The organism is Micromonospora sp. NPDC048887, assembly GCF_040649715.1.
Taxonomy (GTDB): Bacteria; Actinomycetota; Actinomycetes; order Mycobacteriales; family Micromonosporaceae; genus Micromonospora.
On record NZ_JBEZGA010000003.1, the window covers coordinates 57615 to 73481 of the forward strand.

Consider the following 15867-nt stretch of genomic DNA (forward strand, 5'->3'; position numbering starts at 1 on the left):
GGGCCGGGCGCGTACGCGCCCGGCCCCCGCCCGTCTGTTCGGCTCAGTCCCGTGCGGGAACCGGCTCGGCCGGCGCCACGGCGGGCGCGTCGGCGTCCCGGGCGATCCGCCCGGGCCACCAGAACCGGTCGCCGAGCAGGAACGCCAGCGCCGGCACCAGCACGGTACGGACCAGCAGCGTGTCCAGCAGCACGCCGATGCAGACGATGATGCCGATCTGGGTGAGCGTGATCAGCGGCAGCACGCCGAGCACCGCGAACACCGCCGCGAGCAGCACACCCGCACTGGTGATCACGCCGCCGGTGACGCGCAGCGCGGACAGCATGCCGTCGCGGGTGCCGCTGCGCCGCGCGTCCTCCCGGGCCCGGGTGACCAGGAAGATGTTGTAGTCGACGCCGAGCGCCACCAGGAACACGAACGCGAGCAGCAGCACCCCGCTGTCCAGCGCCGGGAAGTCCAGCACGTGGTCGAAGAGCAGCCAGGCCGCGCCGAGGCTGGCGAAGAACGAGCCGATGACGGTGAGCACCAGCAGCAGCGGCGCCAGGATCCCGCGCAGCAGCAGCACCAGCACCGCGCCGACCAGAAGCAGGATGAGCGGCAGGATCAGCTGGAGGTCCTTGGTGTTCGCCTCGTTCGAGTCGTACGTGGCGGCCACCGAACCACCGACCAGCGCGCCGTCGGGGGCGTCCGCGCCGTCCACCGCGGGCGGCGCCGAATCCGGTACGGCGGCCACGGCGTCGCGCAGCGCCACCACGGCCCGGTCGGAGGCGGCGCTGCCCGGCTCGGCGGTGAGCACCACGTCGATCTGGGCGACCCGGTCCCCGGCGGCGCCGGGGCGGGCCGAGGCGACCCCGTCGACGTCGGAGGCGGCGGCGAGGACCGCCGGGGCGGCCTGTGGGTTGGTGATGACCGCGACCGGCTGGGTGCTGCCGGCCGGGAAGGCCCGGGCGAGCGTCTCCGCCCCGGCGACCGCCTCGGGCTTCTCGCTGAACTGCTCGGTCTCGGACAGCCCGGTACGGATGCCCAGGCCGCCGAGTGCGAGGCCGGCGAGCAGCAGGACGGCGAGCGCGGCGACCGGCAGCGGGCGGCGGACCACCAGCTCGCCGAGGCGGCCCCAGATCCGGCCCTCGCGGGCGGCGCTGCCGACCCGGGGGACGAACGGCCAGAACAGGCCCCGGCCGAACAGCAGCAGCGCGGCCGGAAGCACGAACAGCGCGGAGAGCATGGCGAGGATCACGCCGGTGGCGCAGGCCAGGGCCAGCGCCCGGTTGGTCTCCTGCTCGGAGAGCAGCAGCGTGAGCACGCCGAGGACGACGGTGCTGCCGCTGGCCAGGATCGGCTCGGCGGTACGGCGCAGCGCGGCCCGCATGGCGGCGAACCGGTCCTCCTCGCGGCGCAGTTCCTCCCGGTAGCGGGCGATGAGCAGCAGCGCGTAGTTGGTGGCGGCGCCGAAGACCAGCACGCTGGCGATGCCCGTCACCTGCCCGCTGGGCAGGTAGATGCCGAACGCGGGGACGAGGGACTCCACCACGCGCAGCGTGATCTGCTCGGTGGCGCCCACCACGAGCAGCGGCACCAGCCACAGGAACGGGCTGCGGTAGGTGATGAGCAGCAGCACCGCCACCACGGCGGCGGTGAACAGCAGCAGCGTGGTGTCGGCGCCCTCGAAGACCTTGCCCAGGTCGGCGGTGAACGCCGGGCCGCCGGTGACCTCGACGTTCAGCTCGCCGGGCAGGTCACCGACCGCCTCGCGGAGCTTCTCCACCTCGTCGACCACCGCCGACGGGCCGCCCTCGGTGGACAGCGGCACCGCGACCAGCGCCACGGTGCCGTCGGGGGAGACCTGGGCGGGGGAGACCCGCCCGCCGGCGGCGAGCGAGTTCAGCTCGCCGGCGATGCCGTCGAGCGTGCTGCGGTCCGTGCCGCTCAGCGGTGCCTGGTCGGCGCGGCTGACCACCACGAGGGCGGTCTGGGCGTCCTTGGAGGGCAACTGGTCCTGGAGCCGTTCGACCTGCGTCGACTGCCATTCCACGGACAGGCCGGTGCCGGACACCGGGTCGGGGTTGTCCGGCTTCGGCAGCCCGAAGGCGACCACGCCGACGACGAGCGCGACGGCCAGGGTGAGCCAGGCGGCGAGCCGGCCCCGGACGACGCGGGAGAACAGTGACATCGGATGCCCTCACATATTGGTCGCGGAGGATTCTCTTTGAGCGAGTATCTTGATAAGCGAGATTATCCGGGGTGGCTCTATGCTGCAACCGGACCGGTTCGGACAGGGGGGCGACAAGCGGTGGCGGCGCACAGGATGTATCGGCGACGCGACGACCCGCGCGGTCGGATGGTCGCCGAGATCACAAACGACCTGCGCCGTTACTCGGTCGACGCCCAGCACATCGGGCACGCGTTCGCCGGGCTGCACGGGCTCAACGCCACCGACCTGTACGCCCTGATCGCGGTCATGGAGGCCGAGCTGGTGGGCGACCCGATCACCCCCGGCCGGCTCGGCGAGGCGCTCAACCTCTCCTCCGGCTCGGTGACCGCGCTCGTCGACCGGCTGGAGCGCGGCGGCCACATCCGGCGCGACCGGGACACCACCGACCGACGCAAGATCCTGCTGCACTACGCCGACCGGGGCGCCACGCTGGCGCAGAGCTTCTTCGGGCCGCTCGGCCGCCGTACCGACGAGGTGATGGACCGCTTCAGCGACGACGAGCTGGCCGTGGTGCGGCGGTTCATGGCCGAAATGGTGCACTCCATGCGTACCCACCGGGACGAGATCCGCGCCGCCCCGCGCCGCGGCGCCGGGTCCGGGGACGCCTGACCGTGCGGCTGGTCACCCGGGCCGCCGCCGCGGCGCTGCGACTGCCCGCCGCCCGCACCGGGCGGGTCGCGGTCCGCCGGGACATCCCGGTGCGGGTACGCGACGGCGTGACGCTGCGCACCGACCACTACGCGCCCGACCTGCCCGCCGCGCCGTGCGTGCTGATCCGCACCCCGTACGGTCGGGGCGGCCCGGTCCGGCTGCTGGGCCGCCTGATCGCCGAGCGGGGCTTCCACGTGGTGATCCAGTCGTGCCGCGGCACGTTCGGGTCCGGCGGCGAGTTCGCGCCGTTCGTGCACGAGCGCGACGACGGCCTGGACACGCTCGACTGGCTGCGCCGCCAGCGGTGGTGGACCGGCGCGTTCGGCATGTTCGGCGCCAGCTACCAGGGCTTCGTGCAGTGGGCGCTCGCCGCCGAGGCGGGCGAGGAACTGCGCGCGATGGTCGCCGTGGTGACCGCGTCGGCCACCCGCGACTCCACGTACGCGGGCGGGTCGTTCGCCCTGGACACGGTGCTCACCTGGGCCGAGCTGATCGAGGCGCAGACGGTGCCCTGGCTGGCCCGGCAGTGGGAACTCAAACGCGGCCAGCCCCGGCTCGCCCGCGCCCTGACGCACCTGCCGCTGGCCGAGGCCGACCGGATCGCCACCGGCGTGACGGTGCCGTTCTTCCAGGAGTGGCTGCGCCACCACACCCCCGGCGCCGACTACTGGCGTACCCGGGTCTTCGGCGACCGGATCACCGAGGTCCGCGCGCCGGTCGTCATGGTCAGCGGCTGGCAGGACATCTTCCTGCCCGCCCAGCTCGACGACTTCGCCCGCCTGCGGGCCGCCGGGGCGCGTCCCCGCCTCGTCGTCGGGCCGTGGACGCACGGCAGTCCCGGGCTGCTCCTGGCGTCGCTGCGGGAGGGGCTGGACTGGCTCGACGCGCACCTGGCCGGGCGGCCCGCGCCACAGCGGGCGCCGGTGCGGGTGCACGTCGGCGGCGTCGGCGGCGGCTGGCGCGACCTGCCGGACTGGCCGCCGCCCGCCACGCCGGTCCGGTGGTACCTGCGGTCCGGTGGCGCGCTCGCCCCGCAACCGCAGGAGCACGGCACGCCGGACCGCATCCGGTACGACCCGGCCGACCCGACCCCGTCGCTGGGCGGGCCGCTGCTGGTGACCCAGCGGGCCGGCCCGGTGGACAACCGGCCGGTGGAGGCACGCCCGGACGTGCTCACGTACACCAGCGAGCCGTTGCGGGAGCCGGTCGAGGTGGCCGGGCCGGTACGCGCCGAGATCCACCTGCGCAGCGAACTGTCGTACCTGGACGTGTTCGTGCGTCTGTGCGACGTGGACCGGCGCGGGCGCTCGTGGAACGTCTGCGACGGCCTGGTGCGCGTCGAGCCGGGCCGGTTCCCGCGGGATGCGTCCGGCGTGGTCACCGTGCCGGTCCCGCTCTGGCCGGCCGCGTACCGCTTCGCGCCCGGGCACCGGCTGCGGGTGCAGGTCTCCGGCGGCGCCCACCCCCGGTACGCGCGCAACCCCGGCACCGGCGAGCCGCTCGGCACCGCCGTGACCCTCCGTGCTGGGTGGCGGGAGATCCTCCACAATCGCGAGCATCCCTCGGCGCTGGTGCTGCCGTTCGTGCCGGCACCGTCCATAGCGGGCTGAGAGTTCAAAAAGCGCCCCTGAGCTGGGCATTTCTGCCTAACTGCGGTTAAGCTCGGAGCAAGTGCCCGGTGCCGTGCAGTTCTCCGGCGGGGCGCGTCCGCGGATCTCATGTCATCGCGCGGTGTGATTGTCGTGTCCTCGCCGGTCATCGATCGGAAGGGGATCTGCCATGACGTCGGCCCCGGCGAACCTGCTGGCCGTCCGGAATCTGTTACTCACCTACCTCAACGTCGACAAGAACGCCGTACGCGCCGACGACCTGGAGCCGGCGGAGGTCGGCATCGTCGGCGACGTCAACCACCGCGGCGGCTACCACTGCGGCTCCGACCGGGTCGTCACGAACGACTACTCCGTGGTGGAGTCCAGCCGGGACCGGTCCGGGCTCACGCTCTACGCGTCGGCGCTGGACGTCGGCACGTTCTCCGTCCGCTCCGGCGGCGGTACGCACAACCTGCGGACGTTCTCCACCTGGATGGTGGCGCAGTGCGTGGCGAACGCGGCCGACACCCGGGACATCCGGGAGATCGTCTACTCCCCGGACGGGCGGACCGTACGCCGCTGGGACCGGCTGGGACGGCGCACCGGCGGCGACAGCAGCCACCTGTTCCACACCCACTTCAGCTTCTTCCGCGACTCCACGAAGGCGGGCCGGGACCAGACCCCGCTGTTCCGCCGCTACCTGACCGCGATCGGGATGATCGCCATCGCGAACCCGGAGGACGACATGGAACAGACCGACAAGCTCATCAACGACACCGGAGCCAAGAACCGTACCGTCGGCGATGTCCTGGCCGACCTGCAGAACCTGCGCAACTGGCTCATCTCGCCGGCCAACACCACCGGGCTGGTCAACCCGCCCATGGCGAACTCGCCGTTGCAGCAGATGCTGGCGATGCTGCGGGCCTGGCCGGCGCTGGTGGCGCAGGTGAACGAGCTGTCCGGCAAGGACTTCACCGACGAGGAGCAGATCGTCTCCGGGGTGCTGGCCGGGCTGCCGCCGGAGAAGATCGCCGAGGCCATCCCGCCGCAGATCGCCCGGGACGTCGCCGACGAGCTGTCCCGGCGGCTGACCGCCTGACCGTCCGGCGCCGCGACCGTCACATCGCGGCGCCCCGGTTCCCCGCAATCCGCAATATGTGTTGCGCAATGTTTCTTGCGGATGTCAGACTCGCCGCATGGAACAGCCCTCCGTCCGGCAGATCACCGACTCGCGAGTGCTCGCCGCGCTCGCCCATCCGCTGCGCCGCCGGCTCATGGACGTGCTGAAGGTGTACGGCCCGTGCACCGTCGGCATGCTCGCCGAGCGCACCGACCAGGCACCGGCGAACGTGAGCCACCACCTCAAGGTGCTCGCCGCCGCCGACCTGCTGGTCGAGGCGCCCGAGCTGGCCCGGGACCGCCGGGAACGCTGGTGGAAGCCGCGCAACCGGGGCGTGCGCTGGTCCGAGTCCGACTTCGGCGACGACCCGTCCACCCGGGTCGTCGTCGAGGCCGCCGGCTCGCTCAACCTGGAGCGGCACGCCGAACTGGTACGGGCCTGGCATGCCGCGTCGGACGAGACGTACGCCGCCTGGAACGACGCGCCGTTCAGCACCGACCACTGGCTGCACCTGACCCCGGAGGAACTGGACACGCTCGGCCGTGAGGTGATCGCCCTGCTCACCCGCTGGGCGGACCGGCCCGTCCCGGACGACGGACAGCACCGCGAGCCGGTCTTCGTGTTCGCCCACGGCGTTCCGGGCCGGCCGTGACCGCCGCAGCGGGGCGGCGGTCGTGACCGCCCCCGCGCACACCTCAGGGCCGGTCGACGCCGCACCCGGCCCGCTGTTCCGGCACCACGACTTCCGGCTGCTCTGGACCGGTCACACGGTCAGCGCCGTGGGCAGCAACATGACCACAGTGGCGCTGCCACTGGTGGCGGTCGCGGTGCTCGACGCGACCACGTTCCAGGTGGCGGTGCTCACCGCCGCCGCCTGGCTGCCCTGGCTGCTCGCCGGCCTGCCGGTCGGGGCGTGGGTCGACCGGGTCCGCCGCCGCCCGGTGATGATCGCCGCCGACCTCGCCGCAGCGGCGCTGTTCGCGAGCGTGCCGGTGGCCGCCCTGGCCGGACTGCTCACCGTCGGGCATCTGCTGATCGTGGCGCTCGGCGCCGGCCTGGCCCGGGTCTTCTTCGAGACCGCCGACCAGGTCTACCTGCCCACGCTGTTGCGTCCGGCGCAGGTGCCCGAGGCCAACGCGCGGCTGCACGCCACGCAGACGGCGAGCTACCTGGTCGGGCCGGGACTGGCCGGTCTCGTCGCCCAGCTGGTCGGCGCGGTGACCGCTGTGGCAGTGGACGCGTTCAGCTTCCTGCTGTCCGCGCTGTGCCTGCGGCGCATCCGCGCGGTCGAGCCCCGACCGCACCGTCCGGACGGGTCGACGTCGCTGCGCCGCGAGGTCGCCGCCGGGCTGCGATTCGTCGCCCGCGACCCGTACCTGCGGGTCCTGACGGTGTTCGGGGCGGCGAGCAACATCGGGCTCACCGGCTACCAGGCGGTGCTCGTGGTGTTCCTGGTCCGGACGGCCGACCTTCCGGCGGGCCTCGTCGGCCTCCTGATCGGGCTCGCCAGCCTCGGCGGCGTGATCGGCGCCGCGCTCGCCGCGCGCCTGGCCCGCCGGCTCGGCAGTGCCCGCACACTGCTGGTCGCCGGCGCCCTGACCGGCCCGCCCGCGCTGCTCATCCCACTGGCCGGGCCCGGCGCGCGTACGGCGTGGCTGGTGCTCGGCGGCGTGCTGGTGAGCCTGGGCGTGGCGATCGGCAACGTGGTGAAGGGCAGCTTCCGGCAGACGTACACGCCGCACCGGCTGCTCGGCCGGGTGACTGTGAGCATGCACCTGCTCAACTACGGCACCATTCCGCTGGCCGCGCTGCTCGCCGGGGCGCTGGGCGCGGCCTGGGGGCCGGGCGGCGCGATCCGGGCGATGACCGCCTGGCTGGCGCTGACCCCGCTGATCCTGCTGGCCGGGCCACTACGGAAACGGCGCGACCTGCCGGTCGCGCCGTCCTGATGATGCGCTGCGACGGCGGTCGGGTTCCGACCGCCGTCACCGGCACGTCACTACATGGGACGGACGTTGTCCGCCTGCGGGCCCTTCTGGCCCTGCGTCACCTCGAACTCGACCTTCTGGCCCTCGTTCAGCTCGCGGTAGCCATTGCTCTGAATGGCCGAGTAGTGGACGAACACGTCCGGGCCTCCGCCGTCCTGCTCGATGAAGCCGAAGCCCTTTTCCGAGTTGAACCACTTGACCGTGCCGGTTGCCATGCGTCTCTCCCTGTTCAATGCGGGCGAGCACCTGTCCCTCGACCGATGATCGCCCTCTACCACCCCCGACAGTAACCGTCCGGACGGCATTCCGCTGCCGGAAGCGCGCGGCGCGCCCGTGAATACGCGCGCGGCGGGAAAAAGACCCCACCGCCGGGCGGGGCGCGGCATGCTTGCCCCGATGAGCACGCAGACCGCTCTGGCCGACCTGGAACAGGAGATCGCGGCGCCCGGCGCGGGCCCGGACCGCCTGCGCCTGGTCGGCACGCCGTTCGTCCCCGAGGTGCGCCTGCACCTGGCCGAGGACGCCATCCTGTGGTGGGCCCGGATGGAGGCCGCCGCCGGGCGGTCGCTGCCGCCGCCGTACTGGGCGTCGGTCTGGGCCGGTGGCCAGGCGCTGGCCCGGCACCTGCTGGACCATCCCGAGCTGGCCGCCGGGCGACGGGTGCTCGACCTGGGCGCCGGATCGGGGCTGGTCGCCATCGCCGCCGCGCTCGCCGGGGCCGACGAGGTGGTCGCCAACGACATCGACCCGTACGCGGTGGCCGCCGTCACGGTCAACGCCCGCGCCAACCGGGTCCGGGTGAGCGTCGACGGCGCCGACCTGCTCGACGGGGTGGCGGACGCCGACCTGCTGGTGGCCGGCGACGCGCTCTACGACGCGGGCCTGGCCGCCCGGGTCCTGCCCTACCTGCGGCGCTGCGCCGCGCACGGGGTGCAGGTGCTGGTCGGCGACCCGGACCGGGGCCACCTGCCGCCGGACGGGCTGGAACCGGTGGCCAGCTACCTGGTGCCGACCACCGAACCCTTTGTCGACTCCCCGGTACGCCGGGTGCAGGTGCTGCGCCCCCGCTGACCCTCAGGGATCTCCGGGTCGGGTGTCGGGGACCACTGGGGGTTCATGCCCCATGTGCCGGCGTGCCGCCGGGACATAGCGTGCAGCTCATGAACGAACTCGTGGCCGCCGCCGGTGAGCTGCCCACCAGCCTGCTGATGGGGCTGCTCGGCGTGGTCATGCTCGCCGACGCCGTACCCCTGATCGGGGTGCTGGTGCCCGGCGACGCCGCGGTCCTCGCGGCGGTCGGCGCGGGCCGCGCGGCCGGCGGAGCGCTCACCGTCGCGGCGGTGGTCGCCGGCTGCCTGGCCGGGTGGTCGCTGAGTTTCTTCGCCGGCCGGCGCTGGGGCGGGTGGCTGCGGGACAGCCGGGTGGGCGGCTGGATCGGCGAGTCCCGCTGGGCCGCCGCCGAGACGCTGCTGCACCGCGGCGGCGGCCGGATCGTGCTGGTGGCGCCGTTCCTGCCGGTGTTCAACGCGTTGCTGCCGCTGGCCGCCGGCGGGCTGCGGATGTCGTACCGGCGGTTCCTGGCCTGCGCGGCGGCCGGGGCGACCGCGTGGGCCGGGCTCTACGTGGCGCTGGGGCTGGCCGCGCGGGCACTGACCGGCCTGTTGCCCGCGGCGCTCAACCCCACCGTGCTGACCATGGCGGTCGGGCTGCTGCTGGCCGGCCCGGTGCTGCTCGCCACCCGGCGGCGGTTGCGGGCGGTCACCGGCTGACCGCGCCCGGCCCGGCCGCCACGGGGGAGGCCGGGCCGGGCGTGCTCACCAGCCGCGGGCGCGCCACTGCGGCAGCGCGGGCCGCTCGGCGCCGATGGTGCTGTCCCTGCCGTGGCCGGGGTAGAACCAGGTGTCGTCCGGCAGCCGGTCGAACAGCTTGGCCTCGACGTCGTCGATGAGATGGCCGAAGCGCTCCGGGTCCTGGTCGGTGTTGCCCACACCACCGGGAAACAGCGAGTCCCCGGTGAAGAGATGCGGGGTGCCGGCCGGGTCGCGGTAGAGCAGCGCGATCGAACCCGGCGTGTGCCCGCGCAGGTGGATGACCTCCAGCGCGCAGTCACCGACCGGCACCGTGTCGCCCTCGGCGAGCCGCTCGGCCTCGATGGGCAGGCCCTCGGCGTCGTCGGCGTGCACCAGTGCGCGCGCACCGGTCTTGGCCACCACCTCCTCCAGCGCGACCCAGTGGTCCATGTGCTGGTGGGTGGTCACCACGGCGGCCAGCCCGCCGTCGCCGACCAGCTCCAGCAGGCGAGGCGCCTCGTTCGCGGCGTCGATCAGCACCTGCTCGCCGGTGGCCCCGCAGCGCAGCAGATAGGCGTTGTTGTCCATCGGGCCCACCGACAGCTTGGTGACGGTGAGCCGGTCGAGCTCGCGTACGGCCGGCGGGCCGCCGGGCGTGACGTCTCCGGTGTAGGTCATGACGATGTTCAGATCCATTCCGGTGGGTTCGGCAGGGGGCCGTCGGGTTCGACGGTGAGCATCTCGCCCGCGCCCCGGCCGGTCAGCCAGGCGGCGAGTTCCGGCGCGGGGCCGGTGACCGTGGGCGCCCCCTCGGGGTCGCCCACGACGAGTTCGGACGCGGCGCCGTCGAAGCGCAGCACCATGGACGGCGCGGCCGGGTTGGCGGCCAGCCCGGTGACCACCTCGTGCAGCAGCCGCTGGGCGAACGCCTCCGGCCACTCCGCGGGCCGGTAACCGGCGGCCAGGTCGACGTGGTGCACCTCGACCTCGCGCAACCGGCCCCAGACCAGCATCGCCGCCGGCCACGGGCCACGCCGGGTCCGCACCGTGGCGCCCCAGGCGTCGACGGGCATCGCCGCCACCGCCGCGTCGAAGCGCTGGCCGCTGCGGCGTACGTCGTCCAGCAGGTCGGCCGGGCCACGGCTCGCGCCCGCGTCGATGTCGTCGGCGCGGGCCTGCGCCGAGGCGTACATCGGGATGTCCTCGCCGGTGCGCGCGGAGGTGAGCAGGTTGACGAACCCGTCGGCGTTGCGGGCCAGGTGGGTGAGCACGTGCGCGCGGGACCAGCCCGGCAGCAGCGACGGTGCCGCGACGTCCTCGGCGGTCAGACCGGACACGGTACGCAGCAGCCGGTCGTTCGCCTCGGCCAGCGCGCCGGTCAGCAGCAGGGGGTCGGCGGTCATCGCGTTCTCACGGTTCGACAGTAGCGGGCCGGACCGGGCCGTGCCGCCGGGGAAATCGCTTTCGGCGCGTCGGCGCGGCCCCTACCGTCAGGGCCGACGACCTCGGACCGTCTGGTCCGTGCCGTCGTCTACGCGGCACCGGGAGTCGGAGGGGAGGTGGTGCGCATGCCGGTCGCAACGCGTGTGTTCCGCCGTATCTCCCCTCGACACCGATGAGGACACCATGACTCTCGATCTGACCGCCCTCGGCTGGGACGCCGGCTGGGCGGCCCATCTCGACCGTCGCTCCGGCCGTACTCCCGGGCGGGTCGCCCGGGTGGACCGGGGCGTCTGCACCGTGCTGTGCCCGCAGGGGCCGGTGCGGGCCAGCCTCGGCGGCGGCGTGCTGTCCGCCGCCGCCCGCGACGCGACCGCGCTGCCCTGCGCGGGTGACTGGGTGCTGCTGTGCGCCTGGCCGGACGGCCCGGTCACGGTGGAGGCGGTGCTGCCCCGGCGTACCGCGCTGGTGCGGCGTACCGCCGGCAAGGACGCCAGCGGCCAGGTGCTGGCCGCAAACCTCGACGCCGCGGCGGTGGTCGAGCCGGTGCACCCGGAGCCGGACGCCGCGCGGATCGAACGGCTGCTGTCCCTGGTGCACGAGTCCGGCGCGGAGCCGCTGGTCGTGCTCACCAAGGCGGACCTGGCCGCCGACCCGGCGGCGGTCGCCCGGCAGCTGGCCGACCTCGCGCCGGGGGTGCCGGTGCTGCCGGTCAGCGCCGAGCACGGCACCGGCCTGGCGCCGCTGCGCCCGCACGTCGCCCCGGGCCGCACGCTCGGCCTGCTCGGCCCCTCCGGGGCCGGCAAGTCGAGCCTGGTCAACGCGCTGGCCGGGGCCGATGTGATGCGCACCCAGGCGATCCGCCGGGTCGACGGCAAGGGCCGGCACACCACCACCTGGCGGTCGCTGGTGCCGCTGCCGGGTGGGGGAGCGGTGCTGGACACCCCGGGCGTACGGGCGGTCGGCCTGCTCGACGGCGCGACCGGCCTCGACCGGGCGTTCGCCGACATCACCGAGCTGGCCGCCGGCTGCCGGTACGGCGACTGCGCCCACGACGCCGAGCCGGGCTGCGCGGTGCGGGCCGCGCTGGACGACGGCGCGCTGCCGGTGCGCCGCTGGGAGAGCTGGCGCCGGCTCCAGCGGGAGATCGAGTACGAGAGCGGCCGGCGCGCGGCCCGGCTCGCGGCCGAACGGCGGAGCGGCCGGCGGGGTGGGCGGCGACGCACCGGGCGTCCGGCGACCCCGCCCGCACCAGGGGGATTCTGAGCCGGCCCGGGCCGGTCGGGTGGGGCTGCGTGGTTCGCACCCGACCGTCCTGAGCTGGGGGAATGTTCGCACGACGGAAGTTGTCATACGTCGGGGCTAGAGTTGCCGGGGCGTTTTCTCTGCGCCCCCGACAACCTGTGAAAACCATCCAGACCCGGCGTCTGGTGCACAGATCCGCCTCATATTCTTCTTCCGGGAGCACACGCACCGTGGCCGACCGACTGATCATCCGTGGCGCGCGCGAGCACAACCTGCGTGACGTCAGTCTCGACCTGCCCCGGGACGCCCTGATCGTCTTCACCGGGCTCTCCGGTTCGGGCAAGTCGAGCCTGGCGTTCGACACCATCTTCGCCGAGGGGCAGCGCCGCTACGTCGAGTCGCTGTCGTCGTACGCCCGGCAGTTCCTCGGCCAGATGGACAAGCCCGACGTCGACTTCATCGAGGGCCTCAGCCCCGCCGTCTCCATCGACCAGAAGTCCACCTCGCGCAACCCGCGCTCCACCGTCGGCACCATCACCGAGGTCTACGACTACCTCCGCCTGCTCTTCGCCCGCATCGGCGAGCCGCACTGCCCGATCTGCGGCGAGCGGATCTCCAAGCAGAGCCCGCAGCAGATCGTCGACCGGGTCCTGGCCATGGCCGAGGGCACCCGGTTCATGGTGCTCGCGCCCGTGGTGCGCGGCCGCAAGGGCGAGTACGTCGACCTGTTCGCCGAACTCCAGGCCAAGGGCTACGCCCGTGCCCGGGTCGACGGCGTGGTGCACCCGCTGACCGAGCCGCCGAAGCTCAAGAAGCAGGAGAAGCACACCATCGAGGTGGTGATCGACCGGCTCAGCGTCAAGCCGAGCGCCAAGCAGCGGCTTACCGACTCGGTCGAGGCCGCGCTCGGCCTGTCCGGCGGCCTGGTGCTGCTCGACTTCGTCGACCTGCCCGAGGACGACCCGGCCCGGGAGCGCCGCTACTCCGAGCACCTGGCCTGCCCGAACGACCACCCGCTCGCGATCGAGGACCTGGAACCCCGGGTCTTCTCCTTCAACGCCCCGTACGGCGCCTGTCCCGAGTGCACCGGCCTGGGCACGAAGAAGGAGGTGGACCCGGAGCTGGTCATCCCCGACCCGGAGCGCACGCTGCGCGAGGGCGCGATCCAGCCCTGGGCCACCGGGCACAACCTCGAATACTTCCTGCGGCTGCTGGAGGCGCTCGGCGAGGCCGAGCACTTCGACATCGACACGCCGTGGCGGGCGCTGCCGTCGCGGGCGCAGAAGACGATCCTGCACGGCTCCGACGACCAGGTGCACGTGCGCTACCGCAACAAGTACGGCCGCGAGCGCTCCTACTACACCGGCTTCGAGGGCGTGGTGCAGTGGATCGAGCGCCGGCACACCGACACCGAGTCGGAGTGGTCCCGGGACAAGTACGAGGGCTACATGCGGGACGTGCCCTGCGCGGCCTGCGGCGGCACCCGGCTCAAGCCCGAGGTGCTCGCGGTCACCCTGGCCGGCAAGAGCATCGCCGAGGTCTGCAACCTGTCCGTCGGCGAGGCGGCCGACCTGCTCGCCGGCATCGAGCTGACCGACCGGCAGAAGATGATCGCCGAGCGGGTGCTCAAGGAGATCAACGCCCGGCTGAAGTTCCTGCTCGACGTCGGCCTGGACTACCTCTCGCTGGACCGCCCGGCCGGCACGCTCTCCGGCGGCGAGGCCCAGCGCATCCGGCTGGCCACCCAGATCGGCTCCGGCCTGGTCGGCGTGCTCTACGTGCTCGACGAGCCGTCGATCGGCCTGCACCAGCGGGACAACCACCGGCTCATCGAGACGCTGCTGCGGCTGCGCGGCCTGGGCAACACGCTGATCGTGGTCGAGCACGACGAGGACACCATCCGCGTCGCCGACTGGATCGTCGACATCGGCCCGGGCGCGGGCGAGCACGGCGGCAAGATCGTGCACAGCGGGTCGGTGCCGGCGCTGCTCGACAACACCGAGTCGGTCACCGGGGCGTACCTGGCCGGCCGCAAGGTCATCCCGACGCCCGCCACCCGCCGGCCCCAGACGCCCGGCCGGGAGCTGGTCGTGCACGGCGCACGCGAGCACAACCTGCGCAACCTCACCGTGAGCTTCCCGCTCGGCCAGCTCATCGCGGTCACCGGGGTCAGCGGCTCGGGCAAGTCGACGCTGGTGAACGACATCCTCTACGCCGTGCTGGCCAACCAGATCAACGGCGCCCGGCTGGTGCCCGGCCGGCACACCCGGGTCACCGGCCTGGAGCACGTGGACAAGGTCGTCGGCGTGGACCAGTCGCCGATCGGGCGGACCCCGCGCTCCAACCCCGCGACCTACACCGGGGTCTGGGACCACGTCCGCAAGCTCTTCGCCGAGACCACCGAGGCCAAGGTCCGGGGGTACGGCCCGGGCCGGTTCTCGTTCAACGTCAAGGGCGGGCGCTGCGAGGCGTGCTCCGGCGACGGCACCATCAAGATCGAGATGAACTTCCTGCCGGACGTCTACGTCCCCTGCGAGGTGTGCAAGGGCGCGCGCTACAACCGCGAGACCCTTGAGGTGCACTACAAGGGCAAGACGGTCGCCGAGGTGCTGGACATGCCGATCGAGGAGGCGGCCGAGTTCTTCTCCGCCATCCCGGCCATCCACCGGCACCTCAGGACGCTCGTCGACGTCGGCCTCGGCTACGTCCGGCTCGGCCAGCCCGCGCCGACGCTGTCCGGCGGTGAGGCGCAGCGCGTCAAGCTCGCCTCCGAACTCCAGAAGCGCTCCACCGGCCGCACCGTCTACGTGCTCGACGAGCCCACCACCGGCCTGCACTTCGAGGACATCCGCAAGCTGCTGATGGTGCTGGAGGGCCTTGTCGACAAGGGCAACACGGTCATCACCATCGAGCACAACCTCGACGTGATCAAGACAGCCGACTGGCTCATCGACATGGGCCCCGAGGGTGGCCACCGGGGCGGCACCGTGCTCGCCACCGGCACGCCGGAGGAGGTCGCCGAGGTGCCGGAGAGCCACACCGGGGAGTTCCTGCGGCCGATCCTCAAGCTCGACGGCAAGGCCAAGGGCGCCAAGGCCGCCACCACCCGGGCGGCGAAGGCCAACGGCAGCGCCAAGCAGCGGGCCCGCAAGGTGCCCGCCGGTGCGCGCTGACCGGCGTCCTCCACCGCGACGCCCGGTTCGTTGACGCGTCAATATGAACCGTGCCGCAAGCTTGTGCGTGTTCCGCAGTAAGTCGAGAGAAAGGCCGGAGATGAGTGATGATCAGGCGCTGACCCGACCGGTCACCCAGAGCCGCCGTACCCTGCTCGCCGGAGCCGGCGCGGTGGGGGCGGCAGTGGTGCTCGCGGGTTGCGGCAGCGACGACGACGCGTCACCCGGGCTCGCCCCGACCAGCGGCGGCCCGCCCGGTGCCACCGCCACCGGGGATGCCGGCGGCGGCGACCGGGCCGGCAGCAACTCCGTGGCCCGCACCTCGGACATCCCGGTTGGTGGCGGCGCCGTCTTCGCCAGCCAGGGCGTGGTGATCACCCAGCCCGAGGCCGGCCAGTTCAAGGCGTTCGACCCGATCTGCACGCACCAGCGCTGCCCGGTGTCGAACGTCGACGGCGGCACGATCAACTGCACCTGCCACAACAGCCGGTTCTCCATCACCGACGGCTCGGTGAAGGGCGGCCCGGCCACCAAGCCGCTCGCGGCCAAGGAGATCAAGGTCGACGGCGACCAGATCCGCCTGGCCTGACCGCGTCGGCGCCCCCGTCGCCAGGTGGCCGGCGGGGGCGCGGCGGCGGCCGGGTGTCAGGGGTGCGGAC

Annotated in this window: 14 protein-coding genes; 10 read left to right on the forward strand and 4 right to left on the reverse strand. The window is 73.5% G+C overall.

Going from position 1 to position 15867, the window contains the following annotated elements; translation table 11 throughout:
* Positions 1–43: 43 nt before the first annotated feature.
* Entirely contained in the window at positions 44–2170 is a 2127-nt protein-coding gene (locus tag AB0C17_RS05895; protein ID WP_357476866.1) for an MMPL family transporter, read from the reverse strand.
* Positions 2171–2305: 135 nt separating this feature from the next.
* Between AB0C17_RS05895 and AB0C17_RS05900 the strand changes: the two genes are divergently transcribed.
* From AB0C17_RS05900 to AB0C17_RS05920, 5 genes are all read left to right on the forward strand, one after another.
* Positions 2306–2821: a MarR family transcriptional regulator gene (locus AB0C17_RS05900; protein ID WP_357381178.1), complete on the forward strand. Its 516-nt coding sequence runs from the start codon at positions 2306–2308 to the stop codon at positions 2819–2821.
* The gene (locus AB0C17_RS05905) at positions 2818–4473 is read left to right on the forward strand and encodes a CocE/NonD family hydrolase (protein ID WP_357477266.1); all 1656 of its coding nucleotides are present in this window, start codon (positions 2818–2820) and stop codon (positions 4471–4473) included. Before AB0C17_RS05900 ends, AB0C17_RS05905 begins: the two co-directional genes overlap by 4 nt.
* 169 nt (positions 4474–4642) lie before the next feature.
* Positions 4643–5551 (forward strand): hypothetical protein, encoded by a 909-nt coding sequence (locus AB0C17_RS05910; protein ID WP_357380990.1) that lies wholly within the window; start codon positions 4643–4645, stop codon positions 5549–5551.
* 97 nt (positions 5552–5648) lie between these two features.
* On the forward strand, positions 5649–6224 hold the full coding sequence (locus tag AB0C17_RS05915) for a metalloregulator ArsR/SmtB family transcription factor (RefSeq protein WP_357476869.1): 576 nt from the start codon (positions 5649–5651) through the stop codon (positions 6222–6224).
* Between the two features lie 22 nt (positions 6225–6246).
* Positions 6247–7521, forward strand: a complete 1275-nt coding sequence (locus AB0C17_RS05920) for an MFS transporter (protein WP_357380994.1) — start codon at positions 6247–6249, stop codon at positions 7519–7521.
* 50 nt (positions 7522–7571) lie between these two features.
* Here AB0C17_RS05920 and AB0C17_RS05925 read toward each other — a convergent pair whose 3' ends face one another.
* Positions 7572–7775: a cold-shock protein gene (locus tag AB0C17_RS05925; RefSeq protein WP_184686822.1), complete on the reverse strand. Its 204-nt coding sequence runs from the start codon at positions 7773–7775 to the stop codon at positions 7572–7574.
* 181 nt (positions 7776–7956) lie between these two features.
* Here AB0C17_RS05925 and AB0C17_RS05930 point away from each other — a divergent pair, with 181 nt between their 5' ends.
* Positions 7957–8631, forward strand: a complete 675-nt coding sequence (locus AB0C17_RS05930; protein WP_357380996.1) for a 50S ribosomal protein L11 methyltransferase — start codon at positions 7957–7959, stop codon at positions 8629–8631.
* An 89-nt stretch (positions 8632–8720) separates the two neighbouring features.
* Positions 8721–9329 carry a VTT domain-containing protein gene (locus AB0C17_RS05935; protein ID WP_357476872.1) on the forward strand — a complete coding sequence of 203 codons (609 nt, stop codon included), beginning with the start codon at positions 8721–8723 and terminating at the stop codon, positions 9327–9329.
* A 45-nt stretch (positions 9330–9374) separates the two neighbouring features.
* Here the strand turns inward: AB0C17_RS05935 and AB0C17_RS05940 are convergent, their stop codons facing one another.
* On the reverse strand, positions 9375–10028 hold the full coding sequence (locus AB0C17_RS05940) for an MBL fold metallo-hydrolase (protein WP_357476875.1): 654 nt from the start codon (positions 10026–10028) through the stop codon (positions 9375–9377).
* 8 nt (positions 10029–10036) lie between these two features.
* On the reverse strand, positions 10037–10753 hold the full coding sequence (locus tag AB0C17_RS05945) for a maleylpyruvate isomerase family mycothiol-dependent enzyme (protein ID WP_357381002.1): 717 nt from the start codon (positions 10751–10753) through the stop codon (positions 10037–10039).
* 223 nt (positions 10754–10976) lie between these two features.
* Here AB0C17_RS05945 and rsgA point away from each other — a divergent pair, with 223 nt between their 5' ends.
* The 3 genes from rsgA to AB0C17_RS05960 all read left to right on the forward strand — a co-directional run bounded on the left by rsgA (position 10977) and on the right by AB0C17_RS05960 (position 15797).
* Complete coding sequence (gene rsgA / locus AB0C17_RS05950; protein ID WP_357476878.1) at positions 10977–12056, forward strand: ribosome small subunit-dependent GTPase A; 1080 nt, start codon at positions 10977–10979, stop codon at positions 12054–12056.
* Positions 12057–12265: 209 nt separating this feature from the next.
* Positions 12266–15208 (forward strand): excinuclease ABC subunit UvrA, encoded by a 2943-nt coding sequence (gene uvrA / locus AB0C17_RS05955; RefSeq protein WP_357381007.1) that lies wholly within the window; start codon positions 12266–12268, stop codon positions 15206–15208.
* A 100-nt stretch (positions 15209–15308) separates the two neighbouring features.
* Positions 15309–15797: a Rieske (2Fe-2S) protein gene (locus AB0C17_RS05960; protein WP_357476881.1), complete on the forward strand. Its 489-nt coding sequence runs from the start codon at positions 15309–15311 to the stop codon at positions 15795–15797.
* Positions 15798–15867: the final 70 nt, after the last annotated feature.